Source organism: Pseudomonas lijiangensis, from assembly GCF_018968705.1.
GTDB classification, from domain to species: domain Bacteria; phylum Pseudomonadota; class Gammaproteobacteria; order Pseudomonadales; family Pseudomonadaceae; genus Aquipseudomonas; species Aquipseudomonas lijiangensis.
In genome coordinates, this window is sequence record NZ_CP076668.1 from 4,617,476 (window position 1) to 4,631,640 (window position 14,165).

11 protein-coding genes are annotated in these 14,165 nt (G+C 58.4%); 4 read left to right on the plus strand and 7 right to left on the minus strand.

The genetic code is table 11. The features are described from left to right. Positions 1-110: 110 nt before the first annotated feature. The 4 genes from KQP88_RS19330 to yiaY all read right to left on the minus strand — a co-directional run bounded on the left by KQP88_RS19330 (position 111) and on the right by yiaY (position 4,373). Positions 111-1,175, minus strand: coding sequence for a sensor histidine kinase (locus KQP88_RS19330; RefSeq protein ID WP_216703925.1), 1,065 nt, complete (start codon positions 1,173-1,175; stop codon positions 111-113). Positions 1,176-1,261: 86 nt separating this feature from the next. After that, positions 1,262-2,776 carry a sensor domain-containing diguanylate cyclase gene (locus KQP88_RS19335; RefSeq protein ID WP_216703926.1) on the minus strand — a complete coding sequence of 505 codons (1,515 nt, stop codon included), beginning with the start codon at positions 2,774-2,776 and terminating at the stop codon, positions 1,262-1,264. A 114-nt stretch (positions 2,777-2,890) separates the two neighbouring features. Further along, entirely contained in the window at positions 2,891-3,214 is a 324-nt protein-coding gene (locus KQP88_RS19340) for a DUF2025 family protein (protein ID WP_216703927.1), read from the minus strand. 10 nt (positions 3,215-3,224) lie between these two features. Further along, on the minus strand, positions 3,225-4,373 hold the full coding sequence (gene yiaY, locus KQP88_RS19345; protein WP_216703928.1) for an L-threonine dehydrogenase: 1,149 nt from the start codon (positions 4,371-4,373) through the stop codon (positions 3,225-3,227). Between the two features lie 237 nt (positions 4,374-4,610). Here yiaY and KQP88_RS19350 point away from each other — a divergent pair, with 237 nt between their 5' ends. Next, on the plus strand, positions 4,611-5,510 hold the full coding sequence (locus tag KQP88_RS19350; RefSeq protein ID WP_216703929.1) for a DMT family transporter: 900 nt from the start codon (positions 4,611-4,613) through the stop codon (positions 5,508-5,510). On the opposite strand, the gene KQP88_RS19355 is transcribed toward KQP88_RS19350, so the two are convergent. From KQP88_RS19355 to KQP88_RS19365, 3 genes are all read right to left on the minus strand, one after another. Continuing rightward, positions 5,503-6,720: a class I SAM-dependent methyltransferase gene (locus KQP88_RS19355; protein WP_216703930.1), complete on the minus strand. Its 1,218-nt coding sequence runs from the start codon at positions 6,718-6,720 to the stop codon at positions 5,503-5,505. The genes KQP88_RS19350 and KQP88_RS19355 overlap by 8 nt on opposite strands. A gap of 200 nt (positions 6,721-6,920) precedes the next feature. Next, positions 6,921-7,538 (minus strand): TPM domain-containing protein, encoded by a 618-nt coding sequence (locus tag KQP88_RS19360; protein ID WP_025261610.1) that lies wholly within the window; start codon positions 7,536-7,538, stop codon positions 6,921-6,923. A 13-nt stretch (positions 7,539-7,551) separates the two neighbouring features. Then, positions 7,552-8,262, minus strand: a complete 711-nt coding sequence (locus tag KQP88_RS19365; RefSeq protein WP_200992841.1) for a TPM domain-containing protein — start codon at positions 8,260-8,262, stop codon at positions 7,552-7,554. A 260-nt stretch (positions 8,263-8,522) separates the two neighbouring features. On the opposite strand from KQP88_RS19365, the gene bglX reads away from it, so the two are divergent. The 3 genes from bglX (at position 8,523) to KQP88_RS19380 (ending at position 13,992) form a co-directional block, all read left to right on the plus strand. Further along, a complete protein-coding gene (bglX, locus tag KQP88_RS19370; protein ID WP_216703931.1) occupies positions 8,523-10,829 on the plus strand; it encodes a beta-glucosidase BglX in 2,307 nt (768 codons plus the stop codon). Between the two features lie 77 nt (positions 10,830-10,906). Next, positions 10,907-12,676 carry an ATP-binding protein gene (locus KQP88_RS19375; RefSeq protein ID WP_216703932.1) on the plus strand — a complete coding sequence of 590 codons (1,770 nt, stop codon included), beginning with the start codon at positions 10,907-10,909 and terminating at the stop codon, positions 12,674-12,676. After that, a complete protein-coding gene (locus KQP88_RS19380; RefSeq protein ID WP_200992844.1) occupies positions 12,670-13,992 on the plus strand; it encodes a sigma-54-dependent transcriptional regulator in 1,323 nt (440 codons plus the stop codon). The genes KQP88_RS19375 and KQP88_RS19380 overlap by 7 nt, the downstream gene beginning before the upstream one ends. Positions 13,993-14,165 lie beyond the last annotated feature (173 nt).

The following is a 14,165-nucleotide window of genomic DNA, read 5'->3' on the forward strand; positions in this document are numbered from 1 at the left end:
GATCAGTTAAGGCGTACATATCACTAAGTGGGAGGGGCCTTGGCCGCGACTTTCATGCTGTCGCGGCCAAGGCCCTTCCCACTAAGGTGTAACTGCCATCCCTGCCTACATCAACTCTCAACCACCGGAAAACTCAAAACGGTCGTAACCCCGGTCGGCTCCCCCGCGCTCACAGCAAGCTCGCCACCCAACTGCGCAGCCAAAGCCTTGGTGAGTTTGCGACCCAACCCTTTGCGTTGCAGAGTGCAGTCATTGGTTTCGTCAGGCAGGCCGATGCCGTTATCCGAAACCGTCAGCACAAACTGTTGGTCGGTGCGGCAAAAGTCCACGGTGATCTTGCCTGCGCGCTCATCGGGAAATGCATGCTTCAAGGCATTGGTAATGAGTTCATTGGTGATGAGCCCGACAGACCCGGCACGGTCCAGAGGCAGTCTGAGGGGCTGCGCCTCAACGGACATTTCAATGGGCCGGGTTTCGGCCATGCTGTAATTCAACCCGGCGACCAGATCCTGGAGGTATTCATTCATGTCTACGGACATTTCACCATCGTGGTGAGCCAGGCGATCATGCATGGAAGCGACGACGTTTATCTGACCGGCCGCCTGCCTGAGGGCCGAGGCGACGTCGGGGGCCGAGTGGACGGCTTGCAGATGCAGAGTGGCGATGGTGCGCTGCATATCGTTTTTGACCCGATGCCCGAACTCGACGAGCAGCAATTGCCGTTCCCGCTCGCCTTTCTCGGCCAGGGCACGCGCCCTCTCTGCATCTTCGTGGGCGATGGCCGTCTGGCGTTGTAATTGCTCACTCTTGAGGTAGGCATTGCGCAATGCCGATCCCATTACCGTAATGACCACGCTGGTCACGATGAATAGCGTGAGGCTGAATGCGGCATTGGGTGCCGCAATACCCGGATTGCCAATCGGAGGCAGGAAGAAACAAGCAGCGATAGCTGAACTCAGGGCTGTGGCAAACAGACCGAAACGCCGTCCGAAAAACATCGCCGAGAACAGGATAGCCGGCAAGAAAAACAATATGGGCAAGGGTGGAACAGCGGTGAATACTTTGGCTCTCAATAAATACGCGCCCCATACAATCAGCAGCGTCACGGCCCATTTAAGGGGCTGGGGCAAATCCAGACGAATCAATGCGTGTACATCAAACCGGGTAACAGACATTACGTGTTCCTGAATAACCTACTGACAAAACTCCCTTTCGTGACCGCTCAAAAACAAAGACTGAGCACCGCGCCATGAAGCAAGGATCACCCTGTTTCAACCCGATTACGTCCCTGACTCTTCGCCCGATATAACAAGCGGTCCGCCTCGCTCAGACTTGCAGCATAGCTTTCACCCTCGGCCAACCGTGCAGCAACCACGCCAGCGCTGATGCTGACAGCATTCAAAGGGCTGGCCGAATGTTGAATGCCCTCGGCAAATATGGCTGATCGTATGTTTTCGGCCACATTCAATGCACCCGCCAAGTCTGTATCCGGCAGCAGGACAATAAACTCCTCACCGCCATAACGTGCGAGAAGATCGGCAGGACGACGTATGTTGGCTTGTATAAGGCGCGCAACCTGTTTCAGGCATTGGTCGCCTGCGACATGACCGTAGGTGTCGTTGTATTGCTTGAACCAGTCGATATCGAGAAGGATCAGCCCGATACTTTGTCCGCTGCGCCGGGCCTGGGCTTCTTCTTTCTGCAACGCTGCATCAAAACATCGTCTGTTGGCCACATTGGTGAGACTGTCTGTCTGTGCCAACACTTCAAGCTCGCTGCGGGCGATAGTGAGTTGTTTTTCAGCGGCCAGCAGTTTCCGAACCTGGCTGTAAAGTACAAGCCCCATCAGGGTCAGCGCTGAAATGATAAGACCGACAATCGCGAACGAGCGATAGGCATATATCCACCAGTTGGCGAATACATAATCGTATGAGAAACCGGCAGCCGCCACCATGGGCAGACCTTGCAGGCGGCGATAGGCATATATCCGCTCTATGTTATCCACCACGGAAGTCATGATGGCGGTACCGTTGTTGCTGGTGCTCAAGTATTTACTGAAGATTTCATCCTTGGAAATATTGGTCACCGTCAGGGTGCCAACTGCCGGACGACGAGCCAGCAGATCACCATTTTCAAGGGCGAGAAAAATGACGCCTGTATCGTCAACCTCCATACGCTCGAAAAAACGCTGGAAATAAGCGGCTGAAATCATGGCCACTGCAATGCCGGCAAAACGACCATCCGGGTACTCGATGCGGCGACTGACCGGAATCACCATTTCTCCGGTGGTGCGGCTTGTGATGATCGAACCGATATGAACCGAGTCGTCGCTGTGTTCACGGTGATAAATGAAATAGTCGCGATCGCTGTGATTTTTCTTGATGACGCTTGGCGAGAAGGAGTTGGCAACCCAGTTCCCCTCTTCGTCGTAGATGAAGAACCCCTGGATGCTCTTCATGACAGCTGTATCTTCGGCCATGAGCTTGTGCAGGCGCAGTTGCTGAGCCCGGTTCATGCCCTCGCTTTCTACCCTTTCAACGATATCGCGCAGCTTGTAGTCAGCCTGACGCAGGGTGTCCTGAGCCTGTTGCTCGGCCGCACTGACGATATTGGAAACCCCCATTTCGGCAGTGGCCAGGCGTTCATCGGCCGATTGCTTCATTTGCCATGCAGTGGCCAGTATCAGGGAAGTGCAGACCAAAACGATGAAACCTATGAGTGCTGCCGACAGGCCTCCAGGTGTAAGTCGTGCCGATACGAAAGGTATGGGCTTCATGGTTTCTCGTCATGTTTTTGGCACATCCGTGCTTTCTTGCACATTTCGTACCTAAGGTGATGACGAAAATCGTAGGACACGACCCTGTCGCTGGCAAGCCGCCGACCTCAGCCACTACACCTTTACCCAGCGCTCTACTTTGATTTCCGGTAAATCCTGACGGCGCATGTAAACCCGCAGCGGCTCGGTGATGTTCAGGCGGCTGTCGATGTTCTGGTCGAGGAGCAATTGCAGGCGTTCGCGGCTCAGGCTCATCCGGGCGCCGGTGTCTGCGTTCCAGACGAATTCGCTGGCAGGCGTGATGCTGTCTTCAGCGACATCCATGCCGAAAGAATCTTCGCTGAAGCGCACGATGAAATGCCGGTTTTTGTGGTGATAGCCCACAAAGCCTTCAAGTTGCTCGGCGGCGGCGCAGATGTCGCTGGAGGTGGTGCTCATGGAAATGTCCTCAAAATGCCTGACGGAAGATGCCTTCAATCTGTTCCTGAGTGGCCGGGCGCGGGTTGGTCAGGCCGCAGGCGTCTTTCAGGGCATTGGCGGCGAGCGTCGGGATGTCCTCCTCTTTCACGCCCAGAGTCAGGAGGCCTGAAGGGATTTCAACCGAAGTGGACAGCTTGCGGATCGCCGCAACTGCCGCACGCGCGCCATCCTGTGGGGACAAACCGCGAATGTCGGCGCCCATGGCGTGGGCCACGTCAGTCAGGCGAGGGGCGCTGACCGTTGCGTTGAAGCTTTGTACATGGGGCAGCAATACTGCGTTGCAGACACCATGGGGCAAATCATAGAAACCGCCCAACTGGTGCGCCATCGCATGCACGTAACCCAGCGAAGCGTTGTTGAACGCCATGCCTGCCAGGAACTGCGCATAAGCCATGTTTTCCCGGGCGACGATATCCGTACCGTCAACGACCGCCTGGTACAGATTGCCCGCGATCAGGTTCATGGCCCTGATGGCGCAGGCGTCGGTGATCGGGTTTGCAGCGGTGGAAACGTAGGCTTCGATGGCGTGGGTCAGTGCGTCCATGCCCGTGGCGGCGGTCAGTGACTTGGGCATGCCGACCATCATTTTCGGGTCGTTCACCGACAGGATCGGCGTAACGTTGCGGTCGATGATCGCCATTTTCACGTGGCGCACTTCATCGGTAATGATGCAGAAACGAGTCATCTCGCTGGCGGTACCGGCAGTGGTGTTGATCGCAATCAGCGGCAGTTGCGGCTTTTGCGAACGATCCACGCCCTCATAGTCGCTGATATGCCCGCCATTGCTGGCGCACAGGGCAATGCCCTTTGCGCAGTCATGGGGCGAGCCGCCGCCCAGAGAGATCACGAAATCGCATTGACGCTCCTGCAACAGCGCCAGGCCTTTTTCGACGTTGCCGATGGTCGGGTTGGGCTTTGCGCCGTCGTACACCACAGCATCGATGCCCTGCTCCACCAGCAAACCCGCAACCTGAGCCGCGACACCGGCCTTTGCCAGCCCGGCGTCAGTGACGATCAGGGCCTTGAGGAATCCGTATTTGCGGATGGCTTGCATGGCTTCCTCAATACAACCGGAGCCAATGATGTTCACGGCGGGAATGAAAAAGGTGCTGCTCATGGCTGATCCTCGTCTCTGGCTGGCTCAGGTGACAGGGTCCTGAGCCTTGGGTTTGCCAGTAGCTTCGGCCTTCCGGCAGACGGCAGCGTTGATCCAGCTCAATGAAGCGTAACTGCTGGTTACCGGTGGTCGCAACTGTACGGTTGAATCAGTGCATAGCTGTAGACGTACGATCAGTCCGACATGTGGCTAGATGCCCATTCTGTATACAAAAAACATCAGAAATGGATTGGGATCATGTCTTCTCGTGAAAACACCGGTATGGCTCTGGGCCTGCTGGGCGTCATCATTTTCAGCCTGACGCTGCCGATGACCCGCATCGTGGTGCAGGAACTTCACCCACTGCTCAATGGCATCGGCCGTGCGCTGCTGGCGGCGATTCCGGCGGCGGCCCTGTTGTACTGGCGTCGTGAAAAATGGCCGACCCGCCAGCAGCTCAAAGGCCTGGCCCTGGTCATCCTGGGCGTCATCATCGGTTTCCCGGTGCTGTCGGCCTGGGCCATGCAGACCTTGCCGGCCTCCCACGGCGCGCTGGTCAACGGTATACAACCGCTGTTTGTCGCGATCTATGCGGCCTGGCTTTCCCATGAGCGTCCATCCAAGGCGTTCTGGGGCTGCGCGGCATTGGGCAGCGCCCTGGTGCTCGCTTATTCCCTGATAAGTGGCGCGGGAGGTATTCAGGCAGGTGATCTGTGGATGCTGGCGGCCATCGCCGTGGGCGGGCTGGGTTATGCCGAAGGTGGCCGACTGGCCAGGGAAATGGGCGGCTGGCAGGTGATCTGCTGGGCGCTGGTGCTGTCGAGCCCCTTACTGATCGGCCCCTTTATCTATTTCGCTGCGCAACATCAGGGGCCGGTGTCCAGCGGGACCTTGTGGGCCTTTGCCTATGTGGCGTTTTTCTCGCAGTTTCTGGGCTTCTTCGCCTGGTATTCGGGGCTGGCGATGGGCGGGATTTCGCGGGTCAGTCAGGTTCAACTGCTGCAGATTTTCTTCACCATCGCCTTGTCGGCGATGTTCTTTGGCGAGCATGTCGAACCCATTACCTGGGTCTTCGCCGCTGCCGTCATTGCCACGGTGATGCTGGGGCGCAAGACCTCGGTCATTGCGCCACCGAAACCGGCCACCTCACTCAGCTGAGAAAGCCGTCTGCCTGGAGCAAGGTTTCCAGGCAGTGCTCGGTAATGCCGTAGAACGTCTTGAGTTCCTGGATGCGCGCCAGCAACTGCGCCGGGTCAACCGGCTCGGCGCGCTTGACCGCCAGGATCATCTTGTTCTTGTTGGTGTGTTCCAGCGAGATGAACTCGAACACCTTGGTTTCGTAACCACAGGCTTCAAGCAACAATGCCCGCAAGCTGTCGGTGACCATTTCGGCCTGCTGGCCCATGTGCAGACCATATTGCAGCATCGGGCGCAGCAAGGTCGGGCTCTGGATCTGCAGGCGGATCTGTTTGTGACAGCACGGCGAACACATGATGATCGACGCGCCGGAGCGAATGCCCATATGGATGGCGTAGTCGGTAGCGATATCGCAGGCGTGCAAGGCAATCATCACATCCAGGGCGCTGGGCGCCACGCTGCGAACGTCACCATGCTTGAACACCAGGCCTGAATGCTCAAGGCGCTCGGCGGCGGCATTGCACAGGTTGACCATGTCTTCGCGCAGTTCAACGCCGGTTACCTGTCCTTCGGCCTGCAAGGTGTTGCACAGGTAGTCGTGTATCGCGAACGTCAGGTAACCCTTGCCGGAACCGAAGTCCGCCACCTTGACCGGCTGATCGAGCTTGAGCGGCGATGAGGTCAAGGCATGGGAAAACACTTCGATGAACTTGTTGATCTGCTTCCACTTGCGCGACATGGACGGGATCAGCTCATGCTGCTTGTTGGTCACGCCAAGATCGGTGAGAAAAGGCCGGGTCAGCTCAAGGTAGCGTTTCTTTTCCCGGTCATGACCGGCTGATGGGGCTTCACGCTCCTGCTGGGCCTTGCTCTTGAACAGCGTGCTCTTGCCCTTCTTGCCGAACTCCAGCTGTACCTCATCGGTCAGCGACAGCAAATGGGCATTCTTGAACGACTCGGGCAGCAGGCCGGCAATGACGTCCACGGCCTCGCGCAACGGGAAGTTCTTGGTGATGTCGCGGGTTTTATAGCGATACACGAACGACAGGCAAGGCTGATCCTTGACCGTCAGCGGTTTGATGATGACTCGCTGCAACTCGGCTTCGGAGCCCACGTATCTGGCCAGAACCAGCTTGATGAGGGAGTTCTGGGAAAGGCTGGTATCCAGCAAACCCAGAAACTGCGCGCGATGATCCGGCGCGGGTTTGGAGGAAGTGACAGTGGCTGACATCGAAAACGCCTCGGGCGGCTGGAGCTGAACAGGAAGCGGGCTATTTTAGGCGGGTTGAGCGTTCAGGGCTAAGAAATATGTATGACTCATGCCGATCAACACTTGTGGGAGGCAGCTTGCTGGCGAAAAGGCCTGAAAACCGACAGAGATTCTGGGCCTATACGCTGAAGTCGCCAGCAAGCTGTCTCCCACACATGGATTTATCCGAGGACCACCAGCCGGTTGGTCAGCTCGCTGCGTTCACGGGTCACCGGTACATGATCGGCCAGCAATTCGCCGCAGGCATGAATACAGCCCAGAAAGCCCTGCAATGCCTGCCCGTCCCTGATCTGCTGGGTAAAGACATCGACCATCGCTTTCCAGGTGTCGCTGTGCAGGCGAGTGGCAATGCCGTGATCCACCAGAATTTCAACGTAGCGCTCGGCCTCGCAGACGAACACCAGAATCCCGGTGCCTCCCGTCGTCTTGTGCAGGTTCTGCTCGAGAAACAGCCGACGTGCCAGATTCCCCGCCCGCCAGCGCCGGACCGAAGTGGGAACCAGATGGCTGGTCACCGCCGGAATGCGGCACAGCAGGGCCACGAGAATGAAAGTGCTCATCTGCGCCAGCAACAGTTCGTTGGCACTCAGCATGTCGGTGAAGAAATTGATGATGCCCGGCAGCAGCAAACCGATCAGCCCGGCCCATACCAGCGGCATGTAGGCGTAGTCGTCGGCCCTGGCCGCCAGGACCGTGACCAGCTCGGCATCGGTGCGCAGTTCAAGGCGGTCGATCGCTTCTGCAACCTGCTGTTGTTCGTCTGTATTGAGTAAAGCCATTTCCAGAGTCCTGTTACCAGTTGCCCGAGGCGCCGCCGCCAAATCTGCGATTGCCGTTTGCCGAACCTTCACGCGAGCTTGCGCAGACAAGCACGGCCCGTCTCAGGCAGGCAAACACGATGAGCAACACCACAACGATCAATCCACCGGCAATCTGCCAGGCCACATCGTTGCCGGTCTGCACATCATAGGCACTGAACTCGGTGGATGGCTCGGGCTCTTCGGGAACATGCCCGCCCAGCGCCATGACCATGGCCCGGGCGCCGCGTTCGATGCCCGTGGCAAAACGGCTGCGGTTGAACTCCGGCGTGATCAGCATGTTGATGATGAGCGAAGCCTGGGCATCGGTAAGACGATCATCCAGAGCAGAACCCGCCTCGATCAGGACGCTGCGCTTGTCGCGCACGACGATCAGCAGGGCGCTGTCGTCCCGGCCATTGCTGCCCAAGCCCCAGGCGCTGCCCAGTCGTGAACCGTAATCCTCCAGGGTCGTGCCTTGCAGGTCGACCACGGTCACCAGCACGACCCGCTCCCCGGTCGCCTGCTCATGGGCCTGGAGCATTTTCGCCAGACGCACCGTGGCCTGACTGTCGAGCATCTGCGCCGAATCAACCACATTGCCGGTCATGGGCGGGAACACAAGAGCGACCTGCTCCGCCTGGGCCTTTAATACGACTCCCCATAACACCACTGCATAAAACACATGCTGTAACACAAACTTCAACACCTGACCTCCGGTGATTTTTGTTCTATTGGATGGCCACTCCTTAGCCAAAATAGAAGTTCCCCGGCATAATCCTTCGCCAACGCCCAGGCAAGTCGAATCTCACAAGATTCGATATGCTGCTGGCCACGAAACGAACAGCGTCTACCTGCGTCTATCTTTCGCGCTGTTCGCACAATAAATGCCAAAGGTCTAAAACCCAAAATATGGCTACCCGGTATTAAACGCGAGTTACTGGCAAAAGCCTTGAGAAATCATTCATGAATAAGCTGTGTTTATTAGGTCTGCTGGTCGGTCTGGCCAGTCAATCGGTAATGGCCGACACCACTTCCACTGCCGCTCCCTCCGCCCAAGCCACACTGCAAGCCAAGAATGCCTTCATCTCCAAGCTGATGAAACAGATGACCCTCGATGAGAAGATAGGTCAGCTACGTCTTATCAGCATCAGCAGCGAGATGCCTCAGCCAAAGATTCTCAAGGAAATTGCCGCTGGAAGAATCGGTGGAACGTTCAACTCCATTACACGCGCAGAAAACCGCCCATTGCAAGAGGCGGCTGTAGGTCAGAGCCGTCTGAAAATTCCGATGTTCTTCGCCTATGACGTGATTCATGGCCATCGCACGATTTTCCCGATCAGCCTGGGCATGGCGGCCAGCTGGGACATGGACGCCATCGCACTGACCGGCCGGATTTCCGCGAAGGAAGCCAGCGCCGACGGCCTGGACATGACCTTTGCACCGATGGTCGATATCTCCCGTGACCCACGCTGGGGTCGCAGTTCAGAAGGTTTTGGCGAAGATACCTATCTGGTGTCACGCATCTCCGAAGTGATGGTCAAGTCCTTCCAGGGCAAGAACGTCGCTGCCAATGACAGCATCATGGCCGCCGTCAAACACTTCGCCCTGTATGGCGCGGTCGAAGGCGGACGTGACTACAACACCGTGGACATGAGCATGACGCGCATGTACCAGGATTACCTGCCGCCTTACCGCGCAGCCACCGATGCCGGTGCCGGTGGCGTCATGGTCGCCCTCAACTCGATCAACGGAGTTCCCTCCACCTCCAACATGTGGCTGATGCAAGACCTGCTGCGCAAGGACTGGGGCTTCAAGGGCGTGACCATCAGCGACCACGGCGCCATCAAGGAATTGATCGAACACGGCGTGGCCAAGGACTATCGCGAAGCGGCCAAGCTGGCGATCAAGGCAGGCGTCGACCTGAGCATGAACGACGTTGCCTACGGCGAGCAGTTGCCGGGTCTGGTGAAGGATGGCGAGGTTTCCATGAAGGAAATCGACAACGCCGTACGCGAAGTGCTGGGCGCCAAGTACGACATGGGTCTGTTCGCCAAACCTTACGGTCGTATAGGCGTTGCTGCCGATGATCCGGCCGACACCTATTCCGATGATCGTCTGCACCGAGCAGAAGCCCGTGATGTGGCTCGCAAGACCCTGGTCCTGCTGAAAAACCAGAACGAAACCCTGCCGCTGAAGAAGCAAGGGACCATCGCCGTGATTGGCGGTCTCGCGAAAAGTCAGCTCGACATGCTGGGCAGCTGGTCCGCAGCCGGCCGGCCGAACCAGTCGGTCACCGTCTACGACGGTCTGGCCAATGCCGTCGGCGACAAGGCCAAGCTGGTTTATGCCCGTGGCGCGAACGTCAGCGACAACGAGCACATCCTCAGCTACCTGAACTTCATCGAACACGAAGTGGAAGTCGATCCGCGTCCTGCCCAGGAAATGATCGACGAGGCCGTGAAAGTGGCCGAGCAGTCCGACGTGATCGTAGCCGTTGTGGGTGAATCCCGTGGCATGTCCCACGAATCCGCAAGCCGCAGCAGCCTGAACATTCCGGGTAAGCAACGCGATCTGATCAAGGCCCTGAAAGCCACCGGCAAGCCTCTGGTGCTGGTATTGATGAATGGCCGTCCGCTGGTACTGGTCGACGAACTGGAACAGGCCGATGCCATGCTCGAAACCTGGTTCCCGGGCACCGAAGGCGGTAACGCCGTGGCTGACGTGCTGTTTGGCGACTACAACCCGTCGGGCAAACTGGCCATGTCCTTCCCGCGCTCGATTGGCCAGTTGCCGGTCTACTACGCGCACCTGAACACCGGTCGCCCCTACACGCCGGGCAAGCCGGGCAACTACACCTCGCACTATTTCGAGGAGCCAAACGGCCCGCTGTTCCCGTTCGGTTATGGCCTGAGCTACACAAGCTTCGACGTGTCCGACGTCAAGCTGTCGGACAACAAAATGGCCCGCAAAGGCAAGCTGACCGCCAGTGTCACCGTGAAGAACACCGGCAAGGTCGCTGGCACCACCATCGTGCAGTTGTACTTGCGTGATGTCGCGGCGTCGATCAGCCGTCCGGTGAAAGAGCTGAAAAACTTCGAAAAGGTCACGCTTGAGCCAGGCGAGGAAAAAGTCGTTAACTTTACCCTCAGCGAGGACGACCTGAAGTTCTACGACTCGAAGCTGAAATACGCTGCCGAGCCGGGTGAATTCAACGTCATGATCGGCCTCGACTCCGAGGCAGTGAAACAGGCGAGCTTCAACCTGCTGTAAATGCCGATAACGGCGTATTCGCGAGTGCAAGCGCTTGCGAATACGCTGGTTTTGAACCCCCAGGCAGCCCACGCGATATGATTTTCAAACATCGCAACTTGCGTATTTCCCTGTATACCCTCCTGATTCTGGCTGGCGCCGCCTTGTCTGCCGGCGTGGCCATGCTACACGCTCAGCGACATGCCCTGTCACAGGAAGCCATCCGTGCCAGCGGGCAAATGGTGCTGTACGCCAACACCCTGCATACCCTGATCGAACGCTATCGTGCCTTGCCCTCGGTGCTGGCGCTCGATGCTGAAATTCGCGCAGCCGTGAGCGGCCCGCTCACCGAAGGCGCCCGGCTTTCGCTCAACCTCAAGCTGGAAAAAATCAACGAGGCCGCCCACTCCTCCTCTCTGGAACTGCTTGATCGAAACGGGCTGGCCGTGGGTGCCAGTAACTGGCGACAACCCAACAGCTATGTCGGCCACAACTACGGGTTTCGTCCCTACTTCCAACAGGCGAAGACCCTGGGCATCGGACGTTTCTATGCCGTCGGTGTCACCACCGGTATTCCGGGCTATTTCCTGTCCAATGCCGTACGCGATAACGAAGGTAATTTCGGTGGCGCCATGGTGGTGAAGCTGGAGTTTCCCGACATTGAGCAAGAGTGGAGCCAGGGCGACGATCTGCTGCTGGTCAGCGACAACAAAGGCATTGTGTTTATCGCCAGCCGCAGCGAATGGCGCTATCGCGAGCTGGAACCCATTTCTCTCGAAAACCGTGCAGAGCTGCTGCGCACCCGGCAGTACGACAAGAAACCACTGTCACCGCTGCGCAGTCGCCTTCTCGATCAGGTCGGGCCGCAAAGCCATTTGAGCCGGGTCGACGGACCTGATGGCACGACTGATTACCTCTGGCAGTCCATGCCGCTTCCCGACGAAAACTGGACATTGCACCTGTTGCGCAAACCACAACTGGTCAATGACGACATCCGCAATGCCGCACTGGCGGGCGCCGGTATCTGGCTGACGCTGGTATTTCTGGGGCTGTTCCTCTATCAGCGCTGGCGCTTGTCGAAGCTGCGCGAACGCAGTCGCGACGAACTGGAACGTCAGGTTCAGGAACGCACCCGTGACTTGCGCACCGCCCAGGAAGGTCTGGTGCAATCAACCAAACTGGCGGCGCTGGGACAAATGTCTGCGGCACTGGCCCACGAGATCAACCAGCCACTGACGGCCCAGCGCATGCAACTGGCAACCTTGCGCCTGCTGCTCGATCAGGGCCGCATCGAGGATGCCTGCAAGTCTCTGGATCCGCTGGATCAGCAACTGACCCGCATGAGCGCACTCACGGGCCATCTGAAAACCTTCGCCCGCAAGAGCCCAAGCGGCCTGCGTGAGCGACTGGATCTGGCGACCGTGGTCGATCAGGCCTTGCTGTTGCTGGACCCTCGCATTCGCGAAGAGCGGGTCAGTTGTGTGTTGCACCTGTCCCGTCCGGCCTGGGTACGTGGTGACTCCATTCGCCTGGAACAGGTGCTGATCAACCTGCTGCGCAACGCCCTGGACGCCATGCGCGACAAACCTCTCAAGCGTCTGGAAGTACGCATCGATGCCCAGGCGCAGCACTGGCAACTGAGTGTCATCGACAGTGGCGGCGGTATTGCGCAGGAGCATCTGGGCAATATCTTCGATCCGTTCTTCACCACCAAACCGGTGGGCGATGGGCTTGGTCTCGGGCTGGCGGTGTCTTATGCGATCATTCACGAACTCGAGGGTCGCCTGACAGCAGAAAACCGGGATAACGGTGCGGTGTTCTGGTTCAGCCTGCCCAATGACCTCCTGGAGACTCAAACCCCATGCTGAACTCGGTCATCGTTGTCGACGACGAAGCGCCCATCCGACAGGCCATCGAACCCTGGCTGACGCTGTCGGGCTTTCAGGTGCAGGTCTACAGTCGCGCCGAAGAATGCCTGGAGCACTTGCCCGAACACTTTCCCGGCGTGATCCTCACCGACGTGCGCATGCCGGGCATGGGCGGCCTAGAGTTGCTGGCCCGCCTGCAAGCGCTGGACAAGGACCTGCCGGTGATCCTGCTCACCGGCCACGGCGACGTGCCCATGGCGGTCGAGGCCATGCGTGAAGGCGCTTACGACTTTCTGGAAAAACCCTTCAGCCCGCAGACCCTGCTCACCAACCTGAGCCGGGCCATGGAAAAACGCCAGTTGATCCTGGAAAACCGCCGCCTGACCGAACAGGCCGACGCCCGCACCCAACTGGATGCCACGCTGCTGGGTGTATCGCCCAGCCTTCAGGTCTTGCGACGCAATGTGCTGGAGCTGTCGCAACTGCCGGTCAACGTGATCATTCGTGGCGAAACCGGCAGCGGCAAAGAACTGGTCGCCCGCTGCCTGCATGATTTCGGGCCGCGAGCCAGCAAGCCCTTTGTTGCTCTCAACTGCGCCGCCATTCCCGAGCACTTGTTTGAAGCCGAACTGTTCGGCCACGAAAGCGGAGCCTTTACCGGCGCTCAGGGCAAGCGCATCGGCAGGCTGGAATACGCCGACGGCGGCACGCTGTTTCTCGACGAAATCGAAAGCATGCCCATGGCCCAGCAGGTCAAACTGCTGCGGGTGTTGCAGGACAAACGCCTGGAACGGCTGGGCTCGAACCGCAGCATCGAGGTGGACCTGCGGATCGTTGCAGCAACCAAACCGGACTTGCTGGAAGAGGCCCGCGCCGGACGCTTTCGCGAAGACCTGGCCTATCGCCTGAATGTCGCGCAACTGCATCTGCCGCCACTGCGTGAACGGCGCGAAGATATCGTGCAGCTCTTCAATCACTTTGCCCGCACGGCTGCGGCCCGCATGGGTCGCGAAGCGCCTGCCCTCAGCGCCTTGCAACTGGGGCAGTTGCTCAGCCATGACTGGCCGGGCAATGTTCGCGAACTGGCCAACGCTGCCGAGCGCCAGGCACTGGGGCTGGATATCGCCGAAGCGCCACAGCAGGGGCAATCCCTGGCGGCGCAACAGGAGGCGTTCGAGGCGCAATGCCTGCGCGCTTCCCTGACCCGTCACAAAGGCGATATCAAATCCGTGCTCAATGAGCTGCAACTGCCGCGTCGCACCTTCAACGAAAAAATGCAGCGTCACGGGCTGGTGCGAGAAATGTTTCTGGGGTGAAACTATTGGCCGGCGCATTGCAGGTCATGATGTGGGAGGCAGCTTGCTGGCGACAGCGCCGTTGAAGCCGATAAATATTCTTTGACCTCACTGACCCTGTCGCCAGCAAGCTGCCTCCCACAAAGAAAGTGAAACTCTTCATTGAATCGACCGATCAACCTTATCCCCCTTTA

Excerpts from the sequence above, each read along its gene's own strand:
- KQP88_RS19330 (WP_216703925.1), bottom strand. The coding sequence starts at position 1,175 with ATGTCTGTTACCCGGTTTGATGTACACGCATTGATTCGTCTGGATTTG.
- KQP88_RS19335 (WP_216703926.1), bottom strand. The coding sequence starts at position 2,776 with ATGAAGCCCATACCTTTCGTATCGGCACGACTTACACCTGGAGGCCTG.
- KQP88_RS19340 (WP_216703927.1), bottom strand. The coding sequence starts at position 3,214 with ATGAGCACCACCTCCAGCGACATCTGCGCCGCCGCCGAGCAACTTGAA.
- yiaY (WP_216703928.1), bottom strand. The coding sequence starts at position 4,373 with ATGAGCAGCACCTTTTTCATTCCCGCCGTGAACATCATTGGCTCCGGT.
- KQP88_RS19350 (WP_216703929.1), top strand. The coding sequence starts at position 4,611 with ATGTCTTCTCGTGAAAACACCGGTATGGCTCTGGGCCTGCTGGGCGTC.
- KQP88_RS19355 (WP_216703930.1), bottom strand. The coding sequence starts at position 6,720 with ATGTCAGCCACTGTCACTTCCTCCAAACCCGCGCCGGATCATCGCGCG.
- KQP88_RS19360 (WP_025261610.1), bottom strand. The coding sequence starts at position 7,538 with ATGGCTTTACTCAATACAGACGAACAACAGCAGGTTGCAGAAGCGATC.
- bglX (WP_216703931.1), top strand. The coding sequence starts at position 8,523 with ATGAATAAGCTGTGTTTATTAGGTCTGCTGGTCGGTCTGGCCAGTCAA.
- KQP88_RS19375 (WP_216703932.1), top strand. The coding sequence starts at position 10,907 with ATGATTTTCAAACATCGCAACTTGCGTATTTCCCTGTATACCCTCCTG.
- KQP88_RS19380 (WP_200992844.1), top strand. The coding sequence starts at position 12,670 with ATGCTGAACTCGGTCATCGTTGTCGACGACGAAGCGCCCATCCGACAG.